This is a genomic window from Saccharicrinis sp. GN24d3 (assembly GCF_052400645.1).
Classification (GTDB): Bacteria; Bacteroidota; Bacteroidia; order Bacteroidales; family Marinilabiliaceae; genus Saccharicrinis.
On record NZ_JBQTGI010000002.1, the window covers coordinates 43,636 to 61,516 of the forward strand.

General features: G+C 41.0%; 17 protein-coding genes and 4 tRNA genes. 14 read left to right on the forward strand and 7 right to left on the reverse strand.

Features of this window, described 5'->3' with window-relative positions; translation table 11 throughout:
- The first annotated feature begins 113 nt into the window (after positions 1-113).
- Both ACT29I_RS02740 and miaA read left to right on the forward strand, forming a co-directional pair.
- Positions 114-662: an IS1096 element passenger TnpR family protein gene (locus ACT29I_RS02740; protein WP_430932211.1), complete on the forward strand. Its 549-nt coding sequence runs from the start codon at positions 114-116 to the stop codon at positions 660-662.
- Positions 663-689: 27 nt separating this feature from the next.
- Positions 690-1,601 carry a tRNA (adenosine(37)-N6)-dimethylallyltransferase MiaA gene (gene miaA / locus ACT29I_RS02745; RefSeq protein ID WP_430932212.1) on the forward strand — a complete coding sequence of 304 codons (912 nt, stop codon included), beginning with the start codon at positions 690-692 and terminating at the stop codon, positions 1,599-1,601.
- 36 nt (positions 1,602-1,637) lie between these two features.
- Here miaA and ACT29I_RS02750 read toward each other — a convergent pair whose 3' ends face one another.
- Genes ACT29I_RS02750 through ACT29I_RS02760 form a run of 3 tightly spaced genes read right to left on the reverse strand, consistent with a single transcriptional unit; the run spans position 1,638 to position 3,881 of the window.
- The gene (locus ACT29I_RS02750) at positions 1,638-2,381 is read right to left on the reverse strand and encodes a class I SAM-dependent methyltransferase (protein WP_444792651.1); all 744 of its coding nucleotides are present in this window, start codon (positions 2,379-2,381) and stop codon (positions 1,638-1,640) included.
- 3 nt (positions 2,382-2,384) lie between these two features.
- Positions 2,385-3,335 (reverse strand): glycosyltransferase family 2 protein, encoded by a 951-nt coding sequence (locus ACT29I_RS02755; protein ID WP_430932214.1) that lies wholly within the window; start codon positions 3,333-3,335, stop codon positions 2,385-2,387.
- Between the two features lie 27 nt (positions 3,336-3,362).
- Positions 3,363-3,881 (reverse strand): DUF4199 domain-containing protein, encoded by a 519-nt coding sequence (locus tag ACT29I_RS02760; RefSeq protein ID WP_430932215.1) that lies wholly within the window; start codon positions 3,879-3,881, stop codon positions 3,363-3,365.
- A gap of 357 nt (positions 3,882-4,238) precedes the next feature.
- On the opposite strand from ACT29I_RS02760, the gene ACT29I_RS02765 reads away from it, so the two are divergent.
- The 4 genes from ACT29I_RS02765 (at position 4,239) to ACT29I_RS02780 (ending at position 4,662) form a co-directional block, all read left to right on the forward strand.
- Positions 4,239-4,312, forward strand: a tRNA-Thr gene (locus ACT29I_RS02765).
- Between the two features lie 49 nt (positions 4,313-4,361).
- Positions 4,362-4,444: transfer RNA gene (locus tag ACT29I_RS02770), tRNA-Tyr, on the forward strand.
- 37 nt (positions 4,445-4,481) lie between these two features.
- Positions 4,482-4,555, forward strand: a tRNA-Thr gene (locus ACT29I_RS02775).
- A gap of 34 nt (positions 4,556-4,589) precedes the next feature.
- Positions 4,590-4,662 (forward strand) — tRNA-Gly (locus ACT29I_RS02780).
- Positions 4,663-4,904: 242 nt separating this feature from the next.
- Here ACT29I_RS02780 and ACT29I_RS02785 read toward each other — a convergent pair.
- Positions 4,905-7,517: a YCF48-related protein gene (locus tag ACT29I_RS02785; RefSeq protein WP_444792652.1), complete on the reverse strand. Its 2,613-nt coding sequence runs from the start codon at positions 7,515-7,517 to the stop codon at positions 4,905-4,907.
- 159 nt (positions 7,518-7,676) lie between these two features.
- On the opposite strand from ACT29I_RS02785, the gene ACT29I_RS02790 reads away from it, so the two are divergent.
- Positions 7,677-8,291, forward strand: coding sequence for an L-threonylcarbamoyladenylate synthase (locus tag ACT29I_RS02790; protein ID WP_430932217.1), 615 nt, complete (start codon positions 7,677-7,679; stop codon positions 8,289-8,291).
- On the opposite strand, the gene ACT29I_RS02795 is transcribed toward ACT29I_RS02790, so the two are convergent.
- The gene (locus ACT29I_RS02795; RefSeq protein WP_430932218.1) at positions 8,288-8,914 is read right to left on the reverse strand and encodes a histidine phosphatase family protein; all 627 of its coding nucleotides are present in this window, start codon (positions 8,912-8,914) and stop codon (positions 8,288-8,290) included. The genes ACT29I_RS02790 and ACT29I_RS02795 overlap by 4 nt on opposite strands.
- A 35-nt stretch (positions 8,915-8,949) precedes the next feature.
- Positions 8,950-9,690: an XRE family transcriptional regulator gene (locus ACT29I_RS02800; protein WP_430932219.1), complete on the reverse strand. Its 741-nt coding sequence runs from the start codon at positions 9,688-9,690 to the stop codon at positions 8,950-8,952.
- A 181-nt stretch (positions 9,691-9,871) separates the two neighbouring features.
- On the opposite strand from ACT29I_RS02800, the gene dinB reads away from it, so the two are divergent.
- From dinB to ACT29I_RS02825, 5 genes are all read left to right on the forward strand, one after another.
- Entirely contained in the window at positions 9,872-11,086 is a 1,215-nt protein-coding gene (gene dinB / locus ACT29I_RS02805) for a DNA polymerase IV (RefSeq protein ID WP_430932220.1), read from the forward strand.
- 146 nt (positions 11,087-11,232) lie between these two features.
- The gene (locus ACT29I_RS02810; protein ID WP_430932221.1) at positions 11,233-14,175 is read left to right on the forward strand and encodes a DNA polymerase III subunit alpha; all 2,943 of its coding nucleotides are present in this window, start codon (positions 11,233-11,235) and stop codon (positions 14,173-14,175) included.
- Between the two features lie 168 nt (positions 14,176-14,343).
- Entirely contained in the window at positions 14,344-14,532 is a 189-nt protein-coding gene (locus ACT29I_RS02815) for a hypothetical protein (RefSeq protein WP_444792784.1), read from the forward strand.
- On the forward strand, positions 14,459-14,683 hold the full coding sequence (locus tag ACT29I_RS02820; RefSeq protein WP_444792653.1) for a nuclear transport factor 2 family protein: 225 nt from the start codon (positions 14,459-14,461) through the stop codon (positions 14,681-14,683). Before ACT29I_RS02815 ends, ACT29I_RS02820 begins: the two co-directional genes overlap by 74 nt.
- A 444-nt stretch (positions 14,684-15,127) precedes the next feature.
- Complete coding sequence (locus tag ACT29I_RS02825) at positions 15,128-15,715, forward strand: lactoylglutathione lyase family protein (RefSeq protein WP_430932223.1); 588 nt, start codon at positions 15,128-15,130, stop codon at positions 15,713-15,715.
- On the opposite strand, the gene ACT29I_RS02830 is transcribed toward ACT29I_RS02825, so the two are convergent.
- Positions 15,691-16,065, reverse strand: coding sequence for a winged helix-turn-helix transcriptional regulator (locus ACT29I_RS02830; protein WP_430932224.1), 375 nt, complete (start codon positions 16,063-16,065; stop codon positions 15,691-15,693). The two genes, ACT29I_RS02825 and ACT29I_RS02830, sit on opposite strands and share 25 nt — an antisense overlap.
- 76 nt (positions 16,066-16,141) lie before the next feature.
- Here ACT29I_RS02830 and ACT29I_RS02835 point away from each other — a divergent pair, with 76 nt between their 5' ends.
- Positions 16,142-17,107, forward strand: a complete 966-nt coding sequence (locus ACT29I_RS02835) for an aldo/keto reductase (RefSeq protein ID WP_430932225.1) — start codon at positions 16,142-16,144, stop codon at positions 17,105-17,107.
- Entirely contained in the window at positions 17,088-17,723 is a 636-nt protein-coding gene (locus ACT29I_RS02840; protein WP_430932226.1) for a flavodoxin family protein, read from the forward strand. The genes ACT29I_RS02835 and ACT29I_RS02840 overlap by 20 nt, the downstream gene beginning before the upstream one ends.
- Positions 17,724-17,881: the final 158 nt, after the last annotated feature.

Consider the following 17,881-nt stretch of genomic DNA (forward strand, 5'->3'; position numbering starts at 1 on the left):
AGACAATAAACATTGCGCTGGTTAAAATGTTTTTTCTCACAGTAAAAAGAGAGTAATTTTAACGCTTGGCAAAATAAGATTTTAATATATTTGCCGTCCTTAAAAAATAAACGATGACGATAAGATTAAGAATAATTTCAGGAGAAGACGAGGATTTTCTTAGAGAGATAGAAATTAGTGGTGGTGCAACTTTTCTTGAACTTCATAACTTCATTCAAAAAATTTTAAAATTTGATGAGGGTCAAATGGCATCATTCTTTATGACGGACGATGAGTGGCAGAAAAATGAAGAAATAACACTTATGGACATGGCCGTGGACGAAGCCAACGAATCGTTAATCATGGCAGACACCAAACTCAATAGATTTATATTTGAAAAGAAACAACGATTATTGTATGTTTTTGATTTCTTTAACGAACGTAGTCTGTTTATTGAAACATATGAAATCGTCGGCTCATCCTGCCCATCTCCTAAATGTATTAGGTCGGTTGGAGAAGCTCCCGAACAGCTAGACATGAGCGAATTACTCGGAGAAAGCATGGGCGAGCCTTCAATAAATATAGATCTTGACTACAGCGATGATGCCTTTCTGGGTTTGGAGGACGATGACCACGATGACGATTCCATGATATCGTATACCGATAACCTGGAAGACCTGTAATTACCCTAACAAAAAAAATGCTTTTACTTGAAACCATTAATGCAAAAAACGCTTATCGTAGTTGTTGGCCCAACGGGAATTGGCAAAACCAAAACCAGCATACGAATTGCCAATCATTTTAATACCGAGATCATATCGGCCGATTCGAGACAAATATTTAAAGAACTGAAAATTGGTACTGCAACACCTACCCTTGAGGAACTTGCTGCAGCCAAACACCACAACATAGGAAGCCACTCTATTCACGATTATTACAGTGCCTGGGAATTTGAACAGGATGCCCTTAAAATGAGCGAAGTGCTCTTTAAAAATCACAACCAATTGGTTTTAACTGGCGGTTCAATGATGTATGTGGATGCTGTGTGCAAAGGCATAGACGAACTACCCACTATTGATCAGGAATTAAGAGATAATTTAAAGCAACAATACGATACCGAAGGCATAGATTCCATCCGCAGACAGCTTAAGCAGTTGGATCCTGTATTTTACGACCAGGTTGATTTGATGAACCACAAAAGAGTGATTCATGCAGTTGAAATATGCCTGATGACCGGAAAACCATACAGCTCGCTCCGAACCAACTCAATCAAGCATCGCCCTTTTAACATGGTAAAAATTGGGCTTGAAATGGACCGGAAAGATTTATACGACCGAATCAATCGAAGGGTCGACCTGATGAAGGAAGAAGGGTTAATAGAAGAAGCCAGGCAACTCTACCCACTAAAAAACCTAAACTCTTTAAATACTGTCGGCTACAAAGAGCTATTTGCACATTTCGATGGTGAATATGATTTACAGAAAGCCATAGAATTAATAAAGCGGAACACACGTAGGTATGCAAAAAAACAACTCACTTGGTTTAAACGAGATAAAGAAATTATGTGGTTCCATCCTCAGGAATTAAATAAAATGCTTAATTTTATAGAAGAAAAAATTTAAGCACCGGGCATTTTTATTCTTAACTAATCTCGCGGTTTACACGCTTTGTCCGGTGCGTTTTTTCGCTAGCACAACCGTATGGAAAGAATCTTCCAACCACTTTTCTTTTTTAAACGAACCAAAAAACTGCACTTCTTCAAATTGTTCAGAAAGCATCTTGACCAAATCCTCCTTTAAAATTGGGATTAGTGATAAAGATTGCGTGTAAGATTCTACACTCCGCTTAACTTTCAGCACGGTGGAAAACTGGATGACTCCGTGTTCTTCCGGAATATAGTTTCGTTCAAAGACATAATTTTCGCTCTCAATGGTTGGCAATTGCGAAATCTTATTGCTAATCACCCTATCGAAATTCACAACCTGCACCAATACAAACGCTCCGGGTTTCAGCACAGAAGCGGCTGCGTTAATATATTGCCCTACTTCCTCAAGGCTGGGCAAATGAGCCAAGGTATTGCCTAAACAATAAGCCACATCATAACTGTCTTTTTTATAATTATCTGAAAACCTGAGCAAATCGTCTTTGGCAAAATTCACATTAAGTGCCTGAGGGCGTTTTGCTTCAGCTTTTGCAACCATACTTTCGTCTAAGTCGAATGCATCAACATTTGCGCTCCTACGGCCAAGTTCTATCGCTAAACTACCTGTACCACAACCGCAATCCAACACTCTCTTCCCTCCTAAACCTTGGAACAATTCCTCAATTAAATTGGCCTGCACTTTATTTAATGGAAATATTTCGTCGTATGCTTTAACTATCGAACTATAAAATGACATCATAATTTATTTTACACTTTTTTCAATCTGATATTTATTTCGCTCGGGATTATTTCTTGAAACAAGCTCGGCCAAAAAACCAGCTAAAAACAATTGGGTTCCAATAATCATGCTCGTTAAGGAAATATAAAAATACGGACTCGATATTACTAAAGCCTCTTTGATGTTGTGATACACACTATAAAGTTTATGGGCTCCCAGGTAAAACGCGGAACTGAATCCTACCAGAAACATTAATGTTCCTAATCCTCCGAATAGATGCATCGGTCGCTTTCCAAACTTTGAAATAAACGTAACCGACAACAAGTCGAGAAAACCTTTCAGAAATCGCTCCATCCCAAACTTTGAGACACCATACTGCCTTTCGCGATGAACCACTATTTTTTCGCCAATCTTACCAAAACCGTTACGCTTGGCCAGTATTGGAATATAACGGTGCATCTCGCCATAAACCTCGATACTTTTGACCACTTCCTTTCGATAAGCCTTTAGGCCACAATTAAAATCGTGCAATTTTATACCTGAAATGTATCTTGCCGTCCTGTTAAACAATTTACTGGGAATAGTTTTACCCAATGGATCGAACCTTTTCTTTTTCCAACCACTAACCAAATCGTAACCATCCTCTTTTATCATTCGATAAAGCTCTGGCAGTTCATCCGGGTTATCTTGCAAATCGGCATCCATGGTAATTACCACTTCTCCTTCCACAGCTTCGAAACCACTATAAAGTGCAGCCGACTTTCCATAATTCCTGCGAAATTTAATTCCCTTCACTTCCACGTGATCAGCAGCTAAACCTTCAATTACTTGCCACGATGTATCGTTACTTCCATCATCTATAAAAATAATTTCAAATGAAATGCCTAGGGGAGCCAGCACTCGCCTTACCCAGTTATATAATTCAGACAACGATTCTTCTTCGTTAAAAAGCGGTACTACAATTGATAAATTCATTCCAAATATAATTAATTACCAAGCTGATTAAAATGCTGGTTCCGGGTCTTTTTTAAGAATAGCTGAAATAATTAACGAGATGATCAAGCCGCCAAATACCGCTCCAACTACACCCATTAAAGCCAACGACATTGGACTTAACATCATACTCATCACACCTTCTATTTGTTCTAATTGCGCTTCTGGAACACCTGCCTGCAATTGCTGTTCTTGAATGACAGCCAATAACTCTTGGTGTTTTGCCGGATCTATAAAACTAAAATAAACAAATGTGAATGCGCTTGACAAAACACCTCCAACCAAAGAAATTAATACTCCAAGGCCAACACCTTGGCCGTATTTCATGAATCCACCATTCTCTTTTTCTTTATAATACTTTAAACCTAGAAAAACAAAAGCAATTGTTATTACAAATCCCAAATAACTAAAATACTTATCCCCCAACATTCCACTATAAAACGTAATTAAGCTAAATACGATTGATGCTATGCCTAAATAAAGTCCATAAGTATAAACTGTCGATGATTTTGAGGCTGCTTGTTCCATAATTAAATAATTTTGAGTTAAGAATAGATTTCTGTCAAAGATAAGCTTTAATAATATTGTTCATAATAAACGGCACAAAAAAACACCGTATATTCATTTGGAAATCGAATATCACTATTTTATTTGAAAAAAAAATAAAAAAACAACCTGTTGATAACAAAGCTCTTAAAATTACGCCTAAAAAAAAAGTTCATTTTTTTTGATTTTTCACTTGTCGGGTATATGATTTTTTCTACTTTTGCATCCGCTAAAGCACGGGTAAGTCCTGTACGACCAGCTCCTATTGAATTCCCCCAGGGCTTGACAGCAGCAAGGGTAGATGGTTGTAGCGGTGCGATGCAGGTAGCTTACCCACCCGCCGATGTAGCTCAGCTGGCTAGAGCAGCTGATTTGTAATCAGCAGGTCGTGGGTTCGAGTCCCTCCATCGGCTCTTTGGTTTTCTAAACGTAGAAAATTGTAATGTATTGAAATTAATATTTGGGGAGATACCAAAGCGGCCAACTGGGACGGACTGTAACTCCGTTGTCTTACGACTTCGCAGGTTCGAATCCTGCTCTCCCCACATAAATCAGAAAACGTCTGGTTTTAATCGAAATTTTGCCGATGTAGCTCAGCTGGCTAGAGCAGCTGATTTGTAATCAGCAGGTCGTGGGTTCGAGTCCCTCCATCGGCTCTTAGGTTAGAGATAACCAAAAAAAATAAAACAAGCGAAAGTAGCTCAGCTGATAGAGCATCAGCCTTCCAAGCTGAGGGTCGCGGGTTTGATCCCCGTCTTTCGCTCATCCAAAGCCATCCGAATTAGTTCGGGTGGCTTTTTTTTGTTTCGTCGTTTATTCAAAAATTTGCTAAAATCGGGGAACACGCGGATCACGCACAAAAATATGGAACTCTCGAAAGATTTGGAGAGGTTACCTATTTTGATAAAAACGGGAATCCGTATCAATTTGAATAATGTAAACGTTTTTATATTTGTGTATTAAAGACAGAAAAGGGAAGGTTATAAGGCCTTCCCTTTTTTAACGTTATTCCACCAGTATTCTATTTACTTCATTGATGTTGCCAGCTTTTAGTTGAATAAAATAAATACCGCTAGCCAAGGATGAGGTATTTAAACGATATGTATTAACACCTTGAGGTTTCCTCGAAGATTGTAATATCCTTATTTTCCTGCCCGACAGGTCGAAAACAGACAATTCGACATCCTCTGCCTTTGACAAATAATATTTAATTATCGCAGTATTACGAACTGGGTTAGGGTAGCATTTTAACCCTGCTGTTCTATTATTTTTTATATTTTTAATTGTAGTTGTCCCACTTTCGTCTTCTAAAAATAATTTTAAAGACCATGCGTTTAACACTCCCGTATTGCCACTCACATCATCCCGGATTCTTAGTATCCACGCTCCGGTAGGATCAAGGTCGTTAAACGCGGATAATGGTTTATATGGTTTAAAACCTCCCGTAAACGGAGCAACGGCACTATCCGCAGGCATTTCCAAAGCATCCGAAAAGGTCATGTTCAGAATATTATCTCCGTCTTCACCTGAATGATACATCACGGTATCCATAACACCTGCATGACTGAACATGATGGTCAGATCGCCAACCGAAGTATGACCCACATCGTCGAGCGTAAGCTGCACCCCAACCAGTTTATCGGTGCTTGCGACCTTGGTACTACTACCAACGGTTAATCCATCTTCGGTAGTCAACAAATCAAGAATTTCTTCGTTTACATCGATCCGTTCATATACTTCAAATAACGTTGCCCCACCTCCATCAACCGTATGAAGAATGGTACCCTTTTCTCCGCAGACCCAGCCTGTTGCCAAATCGGAAAAGAAAACCGAAAACAACGTATTGTTGGTACCACTTATTTGTTTACCCCATGTTAAACCGCCATCGTTAGTGTGCAATATGGTACCGGCATCCCCAGCAATCCAACCGTTATTCTCATCTATAAAAAACACAGAGAATAGCGCTTCGTAGGTCCCACTGGTTTGTTGTTCCCACGTTGACCCACCATCATTGGTATGAATAATAGTACCGTTTAGCCCAACAGCCCAACCTCTGCGATAATCGGCAAAACTAACAGAATGAAGATTGGTAAAAGTATTGCTTACCTGTTCTTCCCAAGTATCTCCCCTATCCGGAGAATAAATAATGTTTCCACCCATACCGACCGCCCAAACATGGTTTCTTGGCTGGAATTGTATATCATATAAGTGATACCCCATATCCTGATGTTGTCTTTCCCACACGCTTCCCCCATTAGAAGTATGTATAACGGTTCCGAAGATACCTGCTGCCCAACCGCTGAAACCATAATTATCAATAGCAAAAAACTCATCACCATAATCATATGGCATTTTAACCCAGGGCTCGTCGGTCATGTCTGGTTCCCATAGCACCCTTAGTATATTTCCGTTATCCCCAACTGCCGTGGCCCTGTCGTAACTTATCGCATGCCAAGCAATGTCCACCGCATTCAAATGGCTAGAGATCCCACTAGCATCTTCGTTCCATGTTTCGCCATCATCAATGGAATAATAAATTAAACCATCATCGCCCACTACCAAACCAAAGGATGGGTGGTTAAAGCTAATTTCCCTTAAATAACCTGTAGGGCCTTCACCAAGCCTATTCCAAGTGCCGCCTCCATTGTTCGAGTGCGTAACAACACCTTCGTCGCCAACGGCCCACCCCACTTCTCCATCGTGATAGTGAACCGCACGCAGATCGTTATCTACAGAACTGTTTTGAGAAAACCAAGTATCGCCCCCATTATTGGTGTGCCTCATCTCACCGTCCTCACCACATATCCAAACCTGATGTATATTGATCCCGTCTACCGATGTAAGGTTATTAGTGGTTCCCGAACTTTGTAATGCCCAACCTCCTGCTGAAGACGATTTATGGAAAACAGCTCCATTGTCGCCAACAGCCCAACCATTATCGTCATCTCCGAACCAAATGGAGTTCATCCTATTAGCAGGAATAATTTCCAACGACCAGGTGTCTCCACCATTGGTGGTATGTTTTATTACACCATTATTACCCGCTGCACCGCAAAGATACCCTTCGTTTTCATCAATAAAATAAACTGAAAAATAATGTTGGGTACCTGTAAACGTAAGTCTTGTCCAGTTTAAACCTCCGTCTGCGGTATGTAACACCGTTTCATCCTGTCCCACAGCCCATCCTGTATTGGAATTAATGAAATATACATCATACAGCAAACCATCATAATTACTTTCTTGTTCTTCCCAAGTGGTTCCATCCCAGTAAAGGATTGTTCCATGCTGACCAACAATCCATCCGTTACTGACGGAAGTAAAAAACATTCCATACAACACACTCTGACTCTCAATTTTATATTCTTCCCAAGAATACCCTTGATCGTTGGTATATAAAATAGTGCCATCGGCTCCTAATGCCCATCCATTTGTTCTATCGTGAAAATAAACATCGTACAAATTATTTCCCTGCGGCAAGGGGTTCTGCCAATACCAACCCTGTTGAGCAAGTGACAAAGCAGTAACGACCATAAAGATCAATATCAGTAATGTGCATTTTATTAGGCCATGCCAGCAAATAAAATGTGTTTTGCGAAGTAATGAATTAAAATGTCCCATAGTACCTGTGTATAAATTGTCGAAAACCGATAACGATGAAATCAATCATTACCATAAAGTTACGGAACTCGCAATGGGTAGTCAATAAAATCCTGGCAAATTGATCTTACATTCACTTATTCCCCAAAAAATTCTATTTTTGATCCAAAGAAAAAATCTATGTTTCTAAAAATCTACAAAGAAAACCCAAATCCCAAAGACATCAGGGAAGTTGTTGCTGAATTGCGCAGAGGTGCGGTAGTTATTTACCCTACCGACACCATTTACGGTATTGGTTGCGATATCAACAATGCCAAAGCTGTTGAGCGAGTTGCCCGAATCAAAAACATCAACCTAAAAAAAGAACACCTTTCATTTATCTGTCACGATTTAAGCCAGATATCCAAATACACTAAAAGTTTGGACAATGCCACCTTTAAATTGATGAAAAGAAATTTACCTGGCCCTTTCACCTTTATTGTTGATGCGAATTCAAATGTTCCCAAACTTTTTAAAAACAATAAAAAAACCGTAGGAATCAGAATTCCTGCCAATAGTATTATTAGAGAGTTGGTTAAGGAATTGGGGCACCCTATACTGAGCACGTCTGTACTCGATGAAGATGAGATAATAGAATATACTACCGACCCTGAATTAATCTACGAAAAATTTCAAAACCAGGTAGACATCGTTATTGATGGCGGTTACGGGAATAATGTTCCTTCAACAGTGGTGGACTGCACACAAGGCGAGTTTGAGATTATCAGGCAAGGAAAAGGAGAATTGGAATTTTAATTCTTTCTGAGAACAGTAGCCCCCAGGTTAGTCTTACCATTATTTAAGGTTCTGGTCCATCCCCTTTTCTCCAGTTCCCTGCCAATATTACGGTTTAAAAAACCGTGTGTGACTAAAACAACCTGTTGGTTATGCAAGCTCTTTTCCTCAATAAAGTCTACCGCTTCTTTCGTTCTTTCTTTGGCCTCTTTATGCGATTCTACCCCTTCTTTCTTTTTACCAAGCAACCACATAACCCTTGAAATACGAGTCCATCCTTTATAGGGCAGAATCAGGGGCCATCTAACCACATGTAATTCATACTCGTTTAGCATAGGCATGGCAACAAAAAAAGCAGAATCGCCAAACAAACAATTTGCGGATTCCTTAGAGCGATACAAAGCACTGGTATAAATAGTATCTGAATTTAGCACAGGTAATTGGTCCAGGACTTCATCTGAAACAAAGTCATGAATGGGTGACACATCGTAGCTTTTGCGATACTCGGCAGCTTTCCTTGCTCTCATCCATCCTTTCGCATCCATATCCACTTTGGCATGGCGGATAAGCACTACCTCTTGTCCTAACAACTCAATAAGACAAGAAGAAAATATCAATAATATTAAAAGAAATATTGCTTTCAAAACTTATACAGTTTAAGTAAAGCCAAATATAATCATTACTGGTTATTGTTGACTGAAAACTGGGAGCCCTCTATCTCAAACCTGTTGTAGGTCTCAAACTTCCATATTTCCACTACCTTTTTAATAGAAAGTTCGTAAGGTTTATAATTCCGGTTAGTAGATACCAGTTGTAAGCTCTGTTTCCCTTCAAGTTTTTTGTATACCAATTTAAAAACAATGCCATCGTCCTGGGTAACGATAATGCAAGGCGTTCCATCTTTGATATTTGTCCAGTCCTGAATATACGAACAGGTTACCCATGAGCCTTCCGGTACAGGCAACATGGAATCACCTTGGATTTGGAACGTCCGGTAGGTTTTATCTTTGGGCAGAAATGGGAGTGAAAATTTATCCAACGAACCGATGAAATCCAGATCTCCATAGCTGTTGGTATATCCTGCCTGCGCCTTAACCGGAACCATCTCAATATTTTCCTTACCCTCGTTATCTACCGAAATAGTGAGCAGTCTTAATTTCTTACCTGTTACGTCAATATCAAAGCCATCCTCTATCTGGGAAAGCTGAAATTCCGACAAGGCCTGCAAATCATACCTAACCAAAGCATCAATGGACAGGTTAAAAAAATCGGCGAATCGGATCAACACCTTAAAAGGTGGTTGAATATTTTTTTCGTAGCCGGCCAAGGTGGTTCGGGTCAGCTCCAATTGAGCGGCCAAATCGGCCTGCGACAGTTTGCGTCGCTTGCGTAAAAATTTAATATTTTCCGGAAAATGCATAACAATCAGTTTATAACATTAAATAACTAGCCCCATGCTCTAGCTTGGGGAACATTGACACCATACGAGTCGGGCTTTAGCCCAAACACAAAAACAACCTCACTTAATATCTTTTCTTCTTTCAAATATAAAATTTTTTGACTAATTTATAGTCATAATAATGACGAAATAATCGACAATCGTGAGAAGAACTATTTTACATCTGGATTTGGACACATTCTTTGTGTCGTGCGAAAGATTGTTGGACAGCAAATTAAACAATCGACCAGTGCTTATCGGTGGCACTTCGGACAGGGGCGTGGTGGCTGCTTGTAGTTATGAGGCCCGCACTTATGGTATTCATTCGGCCATGCCCATGAAAATGGCTCGCATGTTATGTCCCGATGCAGTGGTGATCAGAGGCAACAGTGGTATTTACGGCAAGTTTTCGGATATGGTAACCGACATTATCAGGGAACAGTCACCTCTTTTTGAAAAATCATCCATCGACGAGTTTTATGTAGACATCACCGGAATGGACAGGTTTATACAAACCAGCTATCTCTGGTCGCAGGAACTTCGGAAGAGGATTTTGAAAGAAACCCACCTGCCCATTTCATTTGGACTATCCACCAGCAAAACCGTTTCTAAGGTGGGAACGGGAGAGGCCAAACCCAACAACCACATTCAGATCCCTGAGGGAAACGAAAAGTCTTTTCTGGCTCCGCTATCCATAAAAAAAATACCTATGGTGGGCGACAAAACCTATCATAAGCTGCGAAGCCTGGGGATAGAAAAAGTGAAGACAGTTCAGGAAATGCCCATGGAACTGATGGAACGTGTATTGGGGAAAAACGGTACCATTATTTGGAAAAAGGCACACGGCATCGATAACACACCTGTTATTGCCTGGCACGAACGTAAGTCTATATCCACCGAACGAACCTTTGAAAAGGATACCACTGACGTGGTTAAACTGCGCAGTATTTTAGTAGCTATGGCCGAAAACCTGGCTTACCAGTTACGGAACGGAAATAAATTAACGGCCTGCATTACGCTTAAGATAAGGTATTCCGACTTTCAAACCTACACCAAACAAAGAAGGGTTACTTATACTTCACTGGATCATACCATTATTAACACCGTACTCGACCTATTTGAAAAAATGTATGACCGTCGTGTGTTGATTAGGTTGATAGGCGTACGGTTGAGCAGCTTAATTGGAGGCAGTTATCAGATCAGGCTGTTTGAGGATTCTGAAAAAATAATCAAGCTGTACCAGGCTATGGACCGCATGCGAAACCGCTACGGACAAAATGCTGTAAAGCGTGCCATAGGCATGGGGTCCAAAAGCATCGGAGGCACAAATCCGTTTAACGGTCAGGCCCCGGTTATCCCTGCACACAGGAGACAGTAGGCAGTTTAGCCAACAGTCTTCAGTCAGAATACTTTAGTCAACGGTCATTAGTAAAAAGCTATTGGCTATTAGTTTTTGGCCGTTGGCTATTGGTCTTAATGTTTTTTACGAACCCATTGCTTTAGTGATATTTCTTAAGATTAAGGATGCTTTTAAATTGTCATTCATATTATAGTTTTAAATACGGGGCACTGTCGGTAGAAGAACTGCTAGAGGAAGTCTCCCAAGGGGGGCATTCCGTGGTGGCACTCACCGATATCAACAATACGGCTGTCAGCCTCGATTTTGTCCGTTTAGCACCGGAACACAATATTCGTCCGGTTGTTGGGGTAGATATCCGAAACGGAGCACAGCAGCAATACGTGGCTATCGCCAAAAATGCCGATGGTTTTAGAGAGCTCAACGAATTTATCACCCCTCACCTACATCACAAACAGAAATTTGAACCCGATGCGCCGGATCACTTTCTGCATGTTTTTGTGGTATATCCTTTTCAGTCCCAACTCCGAAAACTGGAAGATTACGAGTACATAGGGATTAGCCCTCAAGACCTAAGGAATTTACCTTTTAGTCCCTGGAAAAAACACCTGAACAAATTAGTCGTACTGCAAACGGCCACCTTTCGCAATAAACGGGATTACAATATCCACCGTTTGTTGCGTGCCATTGATAAGAACACCTTGCTGAGCAAGCTAGACAAAAACGAACAGGCCAGTTTCGACAACCAATATAAAAGCCATGCCGAGCTGCGTTCTATTTACGAGAACTATCCACAAATAATCGCCAATACCCAATATTTGCTGGATGCTTGCAGCATGGAGTTCACGTTTAAAACCAACAAAAACAAAAAGCTATTCACCAGCTCCGAGGAAGAAGATTTTCAACGATTAAAAGCTGAAGCCCACAAAGGTCTGCAATATAGGTATGACACGGTCAGCGATAAAGTGTTAACCCGTTTAGACAAAGAATTAAGCGTGATCAGGGAACTAGATTTTTGTGCTTACTTCCTTATCAATTGGGATCTGGTTCAGTATGCACTTAGCAGAGGCTATTACCATGTGGGACGGGGAAGCGGCGCCAACAGTTTGGTGGCTTACCTATTACGCATCACCAATGTTGACCCCGTAGAGCTTGACTTATACTTCGAGCGCTTTATCAACACACATCGCACCTCGCCTCCCGACTTTGACATTGATTTTTCGTGGACCGACCGTGACGATGTAACCCGTTATTTGTTTGACAAATACGGATGGGACCGCACCGTTTTACTGGGCACTTTTATCACCTTTAACCATAAATCGGCTTTTAGGGAGATAGGCAAAGTATTCGGTTTGCCCGAGGAGGAGATTACCCGCCTGCAAAGAAACCCCGATCCTGACCTGGCTGACGAATATGGCAAATGGGTGATTCGTTACAGTGCATACATCGCCGATTTCCCCAGCCATCCCAGCATTCACTCCAGCGGCATCCTCATTTCCGAAGAACCCATCAGTAATTATTCGGCCACTGAGCTGTTGCCCAAAGGCTTTCCTTCCACTCAGTTCGACATGTATATTGCCGAAGATCTTGGCCTGCATAAATTTGATATTCTAAGCCAACGAGGGTTGGGCAAGATAAAAGATACGCTGGGCATCATCAAGGAAAACCATGGAATCGACATCGACATCAACAACACCAAGGTGTTTATGGAAGACCCCAAAGTAAAACAAATGCTGAAAAAAGGTCAAGCCATCGGATGTTTTTATATTGAATCGCCAGCCATGCGTATGCTGCTCACCAAGCTCAAAGCCGAAGACTACAAGCGTTTGGTGGCAGCCAGCTCCATCATCAGGCCAGGGGTGGCCAAAAGCGGGATGATGCGTGAATATATTATCCGTTTTCAGAACAAGAAAAAACGAGAAGAAGCTCAAAAAGCCTTGCCTGCATTGTACGAAATTCTGGAAGAAACCTATGGCGTAATGGTATACCAGGAGGATGTGATTAAGGTAGCCCATTACTTTGCCGGACTGGCCCTTGATGAAGCCGATGTGCTGCGAAGGGGCATGTCGTGGAAATTCAAACAAAGAAACGAGTTTGGGAAGGTGCGGAACAAGTTTTTTGCCAACTGCCAACAAAAAGGTTATCCCGATGATGTGGTTCAGAACATTTGGCGGCAGATAGAAAGCTTTGCCAACTACGCCTTTGCCAAGGGTCACTCGGCCAGTTACGCGGTAGAAAGCTTCCAGGCGCTATATCTCAAAGCTTATTACCCTTTGGAGTATATGGTGGCCACGCTCAACAATGGTGGCGGTTTTTATTCTCCACAACTTTACCTTCACGATGCCGTGATGCATGGGGCTATAATTGAAGTACCTTGTATCAATCGCAGTCATTGGGAAAATACCATCCGTGGAAACACCATTTTCCTGGGCTTTTACTTACTGAGGGATCTGGAAAAAGAAGTCGTCAGAAGCTTCTTAAACGAAAGAGGCTTACACGGCAACTTTCTTCACCTTCGTGATTTCGTTAAACGAGTTCCCATCAGCTTGGAGCAATTATCTATCCTTATCCGCATTGGCGCTTTCCGTTTTACCGGTACCGGCAAAAAGGAGCTGCTTTGGGACGCCCACTTTCTTTTGGGGCACAACAAAAAGACCAAACCCGAACGCACCCTTTTCCAAGCCGAGGTAAAAGAATTTCAGCTTCCCACACTCTGGAAACACCGCCTGGAGGATGCTTTTGACGAGATGGAGTTACTGGGCTTGTCTATTCGCTCGCCCTTTGAATTGGTACAAGACGAGCTCCCCTCCTCCCTAAAAGCCTGCCATCTGCCACAACTTATTGGCAAACTGGTTCGTATTGTTGGATATCTTATTCACCGTAAACCTACCCGCACCTCCAACGGCAAAACCATGTTTTTCGGTACCTGGATAGACCTGGACGGGCATTGGCTGGATACAGTCCACTTCCCTCCTGTTGCGCAAATATATCCTTTCCGTGGGCCAGGTTGTTATATTATCGAAGGCACTGTCGTTGAAGAATACGGATTCCTGAGCATCGAAGTGAGTATGATGGAAAGGATGCCTAATTTTAGTTTGGAAAGCGTATAACAAAACTGAGACACAGAACTAAAAAAACTATTTACACGATACCGTTATCGCGTTATATTGCAATTAATGCGGTAACAAAAAAAGATGTTACCATCTAAAGTATGAAAAATAAGAACTTTATTAATTGGAATTTTAATGGTTCTATCCATAATTCTAAAAGCGCAGAAAATGGAAACTACCAACGAAAAAGTGACAAGGTTATTTGTTGCAACTGATGACAGAAAATGGAAAGAAGTGAAATCTATTTTTGCTTCGAAAGTGGAACTCGATTATTCCTCCCTGAATGGCAATCCCGCAACGGTACTTTCCCCAAAAGAAAATAACCGGAAGCTGGAAAACTGCCTTGTCCGGTTTTAAACATACGCATCATCAAGTAGGTAATTTTATTACTACCGTGAACGGGAAAACATCCCATGTTTTTTGCTACGGAACAGCCACCCATTTTTTAGAAGCCCAAGGTGGAAATGTATGGACTTTTGTGGGAAGTTACAATTTTGATTTGATTTAGGAAAACGGGCAATGGAAAATCTCTCTTATGAAATTCAACTTTAAACCCGGATTATGTATTGGAGGTTCGTCATGAGCATTGCAAGTACAATAAAACAAGGCATTACTGAAACGAGGCATAACATCGTTCTGGTGAGTTGAAGTGATGCAACGAAGTGTCTTGTTTTAAAGTAATTTCAATGTGTAATAGAATTTCTAATGCATATTGCAGGTTAATACATGGATGGCAACCGAAACTTGCCTCAAGTGGCCATAGACAATGTTAATGCAGGAAAGTTATTTTTGCGACTTACAGGTTTATAGGCTTAACCTTTAACAACTTTTAATATTGCCACACCATGCTAACAACCAGCTTTTAACACACCTATGTAACTATGTGCAAGCCATGTGCGATATTGTTTTATACTTTGGGATAGCCTAAAATTGCATTCAATAATAAACAACAATGAAAAACAAGACAATATTATTAATGCTGGGCATTAGCTTGTTACTAAGCGGTGCACAAGCCAAAGAAAAAGTGATGGAAAAAGAAAACAAGACTTATCCGAAAGCATTTTCGCATATCGGGATTACAGTACCTGATTTAGACCAGGCAGTAAAATTCTACACTGAGGTAATGGGGTTTTATGTGATAATGCCTCCAACCGACGTGGTTGAGGAAAACGAAACGGCCATCGGCCAGATGTGTATCGATGTGTTTGGCGAGGGGTGGGGAAAGTTCCGCATCGCACACCTTTCAACCGGCGACAGGATTGGTGTCGAGTTGTTCGAGTTTAAACAAAGCAAAGACACGCAACCCACCTTCGAACCTTTTAAAACCGGCTTGTTCCATTTCTCCGTTCAGGACCCTGATGTGGAAGGTTTGGTGAATAAGGTGGTGGAAAATGGTGGAAAACAGCGTATGCCTATCCGTGAATATTATCCCGGCGATAAGCCATACCGAATGTGTTATGTGGAAGATCCTTTTGGTGTAGTGTTTGAAATTTATTCGCACTCGTACGAGTTACACTACTCGCCAGGCGCATATAAGTGATTTTCTTTTGCAAAATTTTGTCCCCATTTATCCAGTTCAAGGATAATGGGGATAATTGTTTCTGCGGCATCCGTTAATTCATAAACCACCTTTGGAGGCACTTCGGGATATACTTTGCGTTTTACCAACCCATCTTTTTCCAATGCCCTGATGGAAAAAGTAAACATGCGGTTTGAAATACCACTGATGGTTTTCTGAAGTTCGCCCGAACGCATTTCTCCATCTTTTAAATGAAAAAGGATTAATGACTTGTATTTATCTCCAATCAATTGCAGCGTAAAAGCTAAAGAACAGGTAAACTCTTTTCCGTTATAATTGATGATATCGTTACTGCAATTATCTTTTTCCATCTTAATCCATTAAATTTAACGCGAAGATAAAAAGTTTAAGCCAGAGTAAACAAACAAACCTTATAATTAACACAAAATGAAAACACTAACATTTAGCAACAGCGATACCATGCCCATCCTTGGCCTGGGAACATGGAAGTCTGCACCAGGAGAAGTATACAGTGCTGTTGTAGAAGCCATTCGGATTGGTTACCGCCATATTGACTGTGCCGCTGTGTATGGCAACGAAAAAGAAGTAGGCAAGGCCATTCAGGATTGTATGGCCAATGAAATGGTAAGCCGTGAAGAATTATGGGTCACATCTAAACTTTGGAACAACAACCATGGGCGCAAAAATGTTATTCCGGCTTTGGAAAACACACTGAAAGACTTAAGACTGGATTTTTTAGATTTATACTTGATCCATTGGCCTATCGCCTTTAAACACGAAGTGCCCAATGCAACAAAAGCGGAGCATTACCTCTCGCTGCAAGAACAACCAATTGAGAACACCTGGGCGGGCATGGAAGATGCCGTAAACGCTGGATTGACCAAACACATTGGGGTAAGTAATTTTAGCGCAAAAAAGTTAAAATCGCTCATCGGCAATTCTGTTATTAAGCCCGAATTAAACCAAGTTGAGCTTCACCCCTATTTGCAGCAGGATAATTTGGTGTACTTCTGCCAACAGAATAATATTCATGTGACGGCATACTCTCCTTTGGGTTCTTCGGACAGACCTCAGGGATTAAAAGCAGCTGATGAACCTGTATTATTGGAAGATACCATCATTAAAGAAATGGCAGAGAACAAAGGTTGTTCCGTTGCCCAGGTAATTCTAGCCAACGCAATCCATCGCAACATCTCTGTCATTCCTAAATCGGTTAACCCCAACCGTTTAAAACAAAACTTAGAGGCTACAAATATTACTTTAAGCGACGAAGAAATGGTGAAAATCAAGTCCTTAAATAAAAACCGCCGATATGTGGATGGGAAGTTTTGGGAAGTACCCAATGGCGTTTACACATTTGAAAACTTATGGGATGAAAGTAGTAGCATTTAACGGAAGCCCCAAAAAAGAAGGGAATACCTGGCATGCCTTGAAAATGGTTTGCAAACAATTGGAGGAAAAAGGTATTGAAACAGAAATTATCCATTTGGGAAACAAAGGTATCAAAGGATGTTTGGCTTGTAACAAGTGTCGTGATAACCAGGATGAGAAATGTATTATCAAAAACGATGATGTAAATCTGTGGATTAAAAAAATGAAAGAAGCCGATGGAATACTTTTAGGTTCACCTGTGCATTATGCATCTTTAAGTGCCAATATCAAAGCGTTCCTGGACAGAGCCTTTTATGTTTCAGGCTCAAACGGCAATTTATTCCGTCATAAAGTAGGCGCATCCATTGCTGCAGTGCGACGCTCGGGAGGTCTTCCTGCTTTTAACGAAATGAATAATTATTTGAACTATTCTGAGATGATGCTACCCACTTCCAACTATTGGAATGTTATTCACGGTACCCTCCCAGGAGATGTCCATCAGGATGAAGAAGGTGTGCAAATCATGAGAGTTCTTGGTAAAAACATGGCTTACCTTCTACAATTAATTGAGTACGGTAGAGATAAAGTAGAAGCACCCGAACAAGAGCAAAAGGTTTTTACCCATTTTGTGCGGTAACTCAGACAGGATTACCAAGATTTACAGGTTTTAAATGAGGGAAATTGCGCCTAAATAAATAGTCCAACACACACTTCTAAGTCTCCTAAAGGAGTCCAATCGAACGGCCCACTTTAGGAAGAAAAGAGTGAGCGATGAAAAGTATTATTCTTAAATTA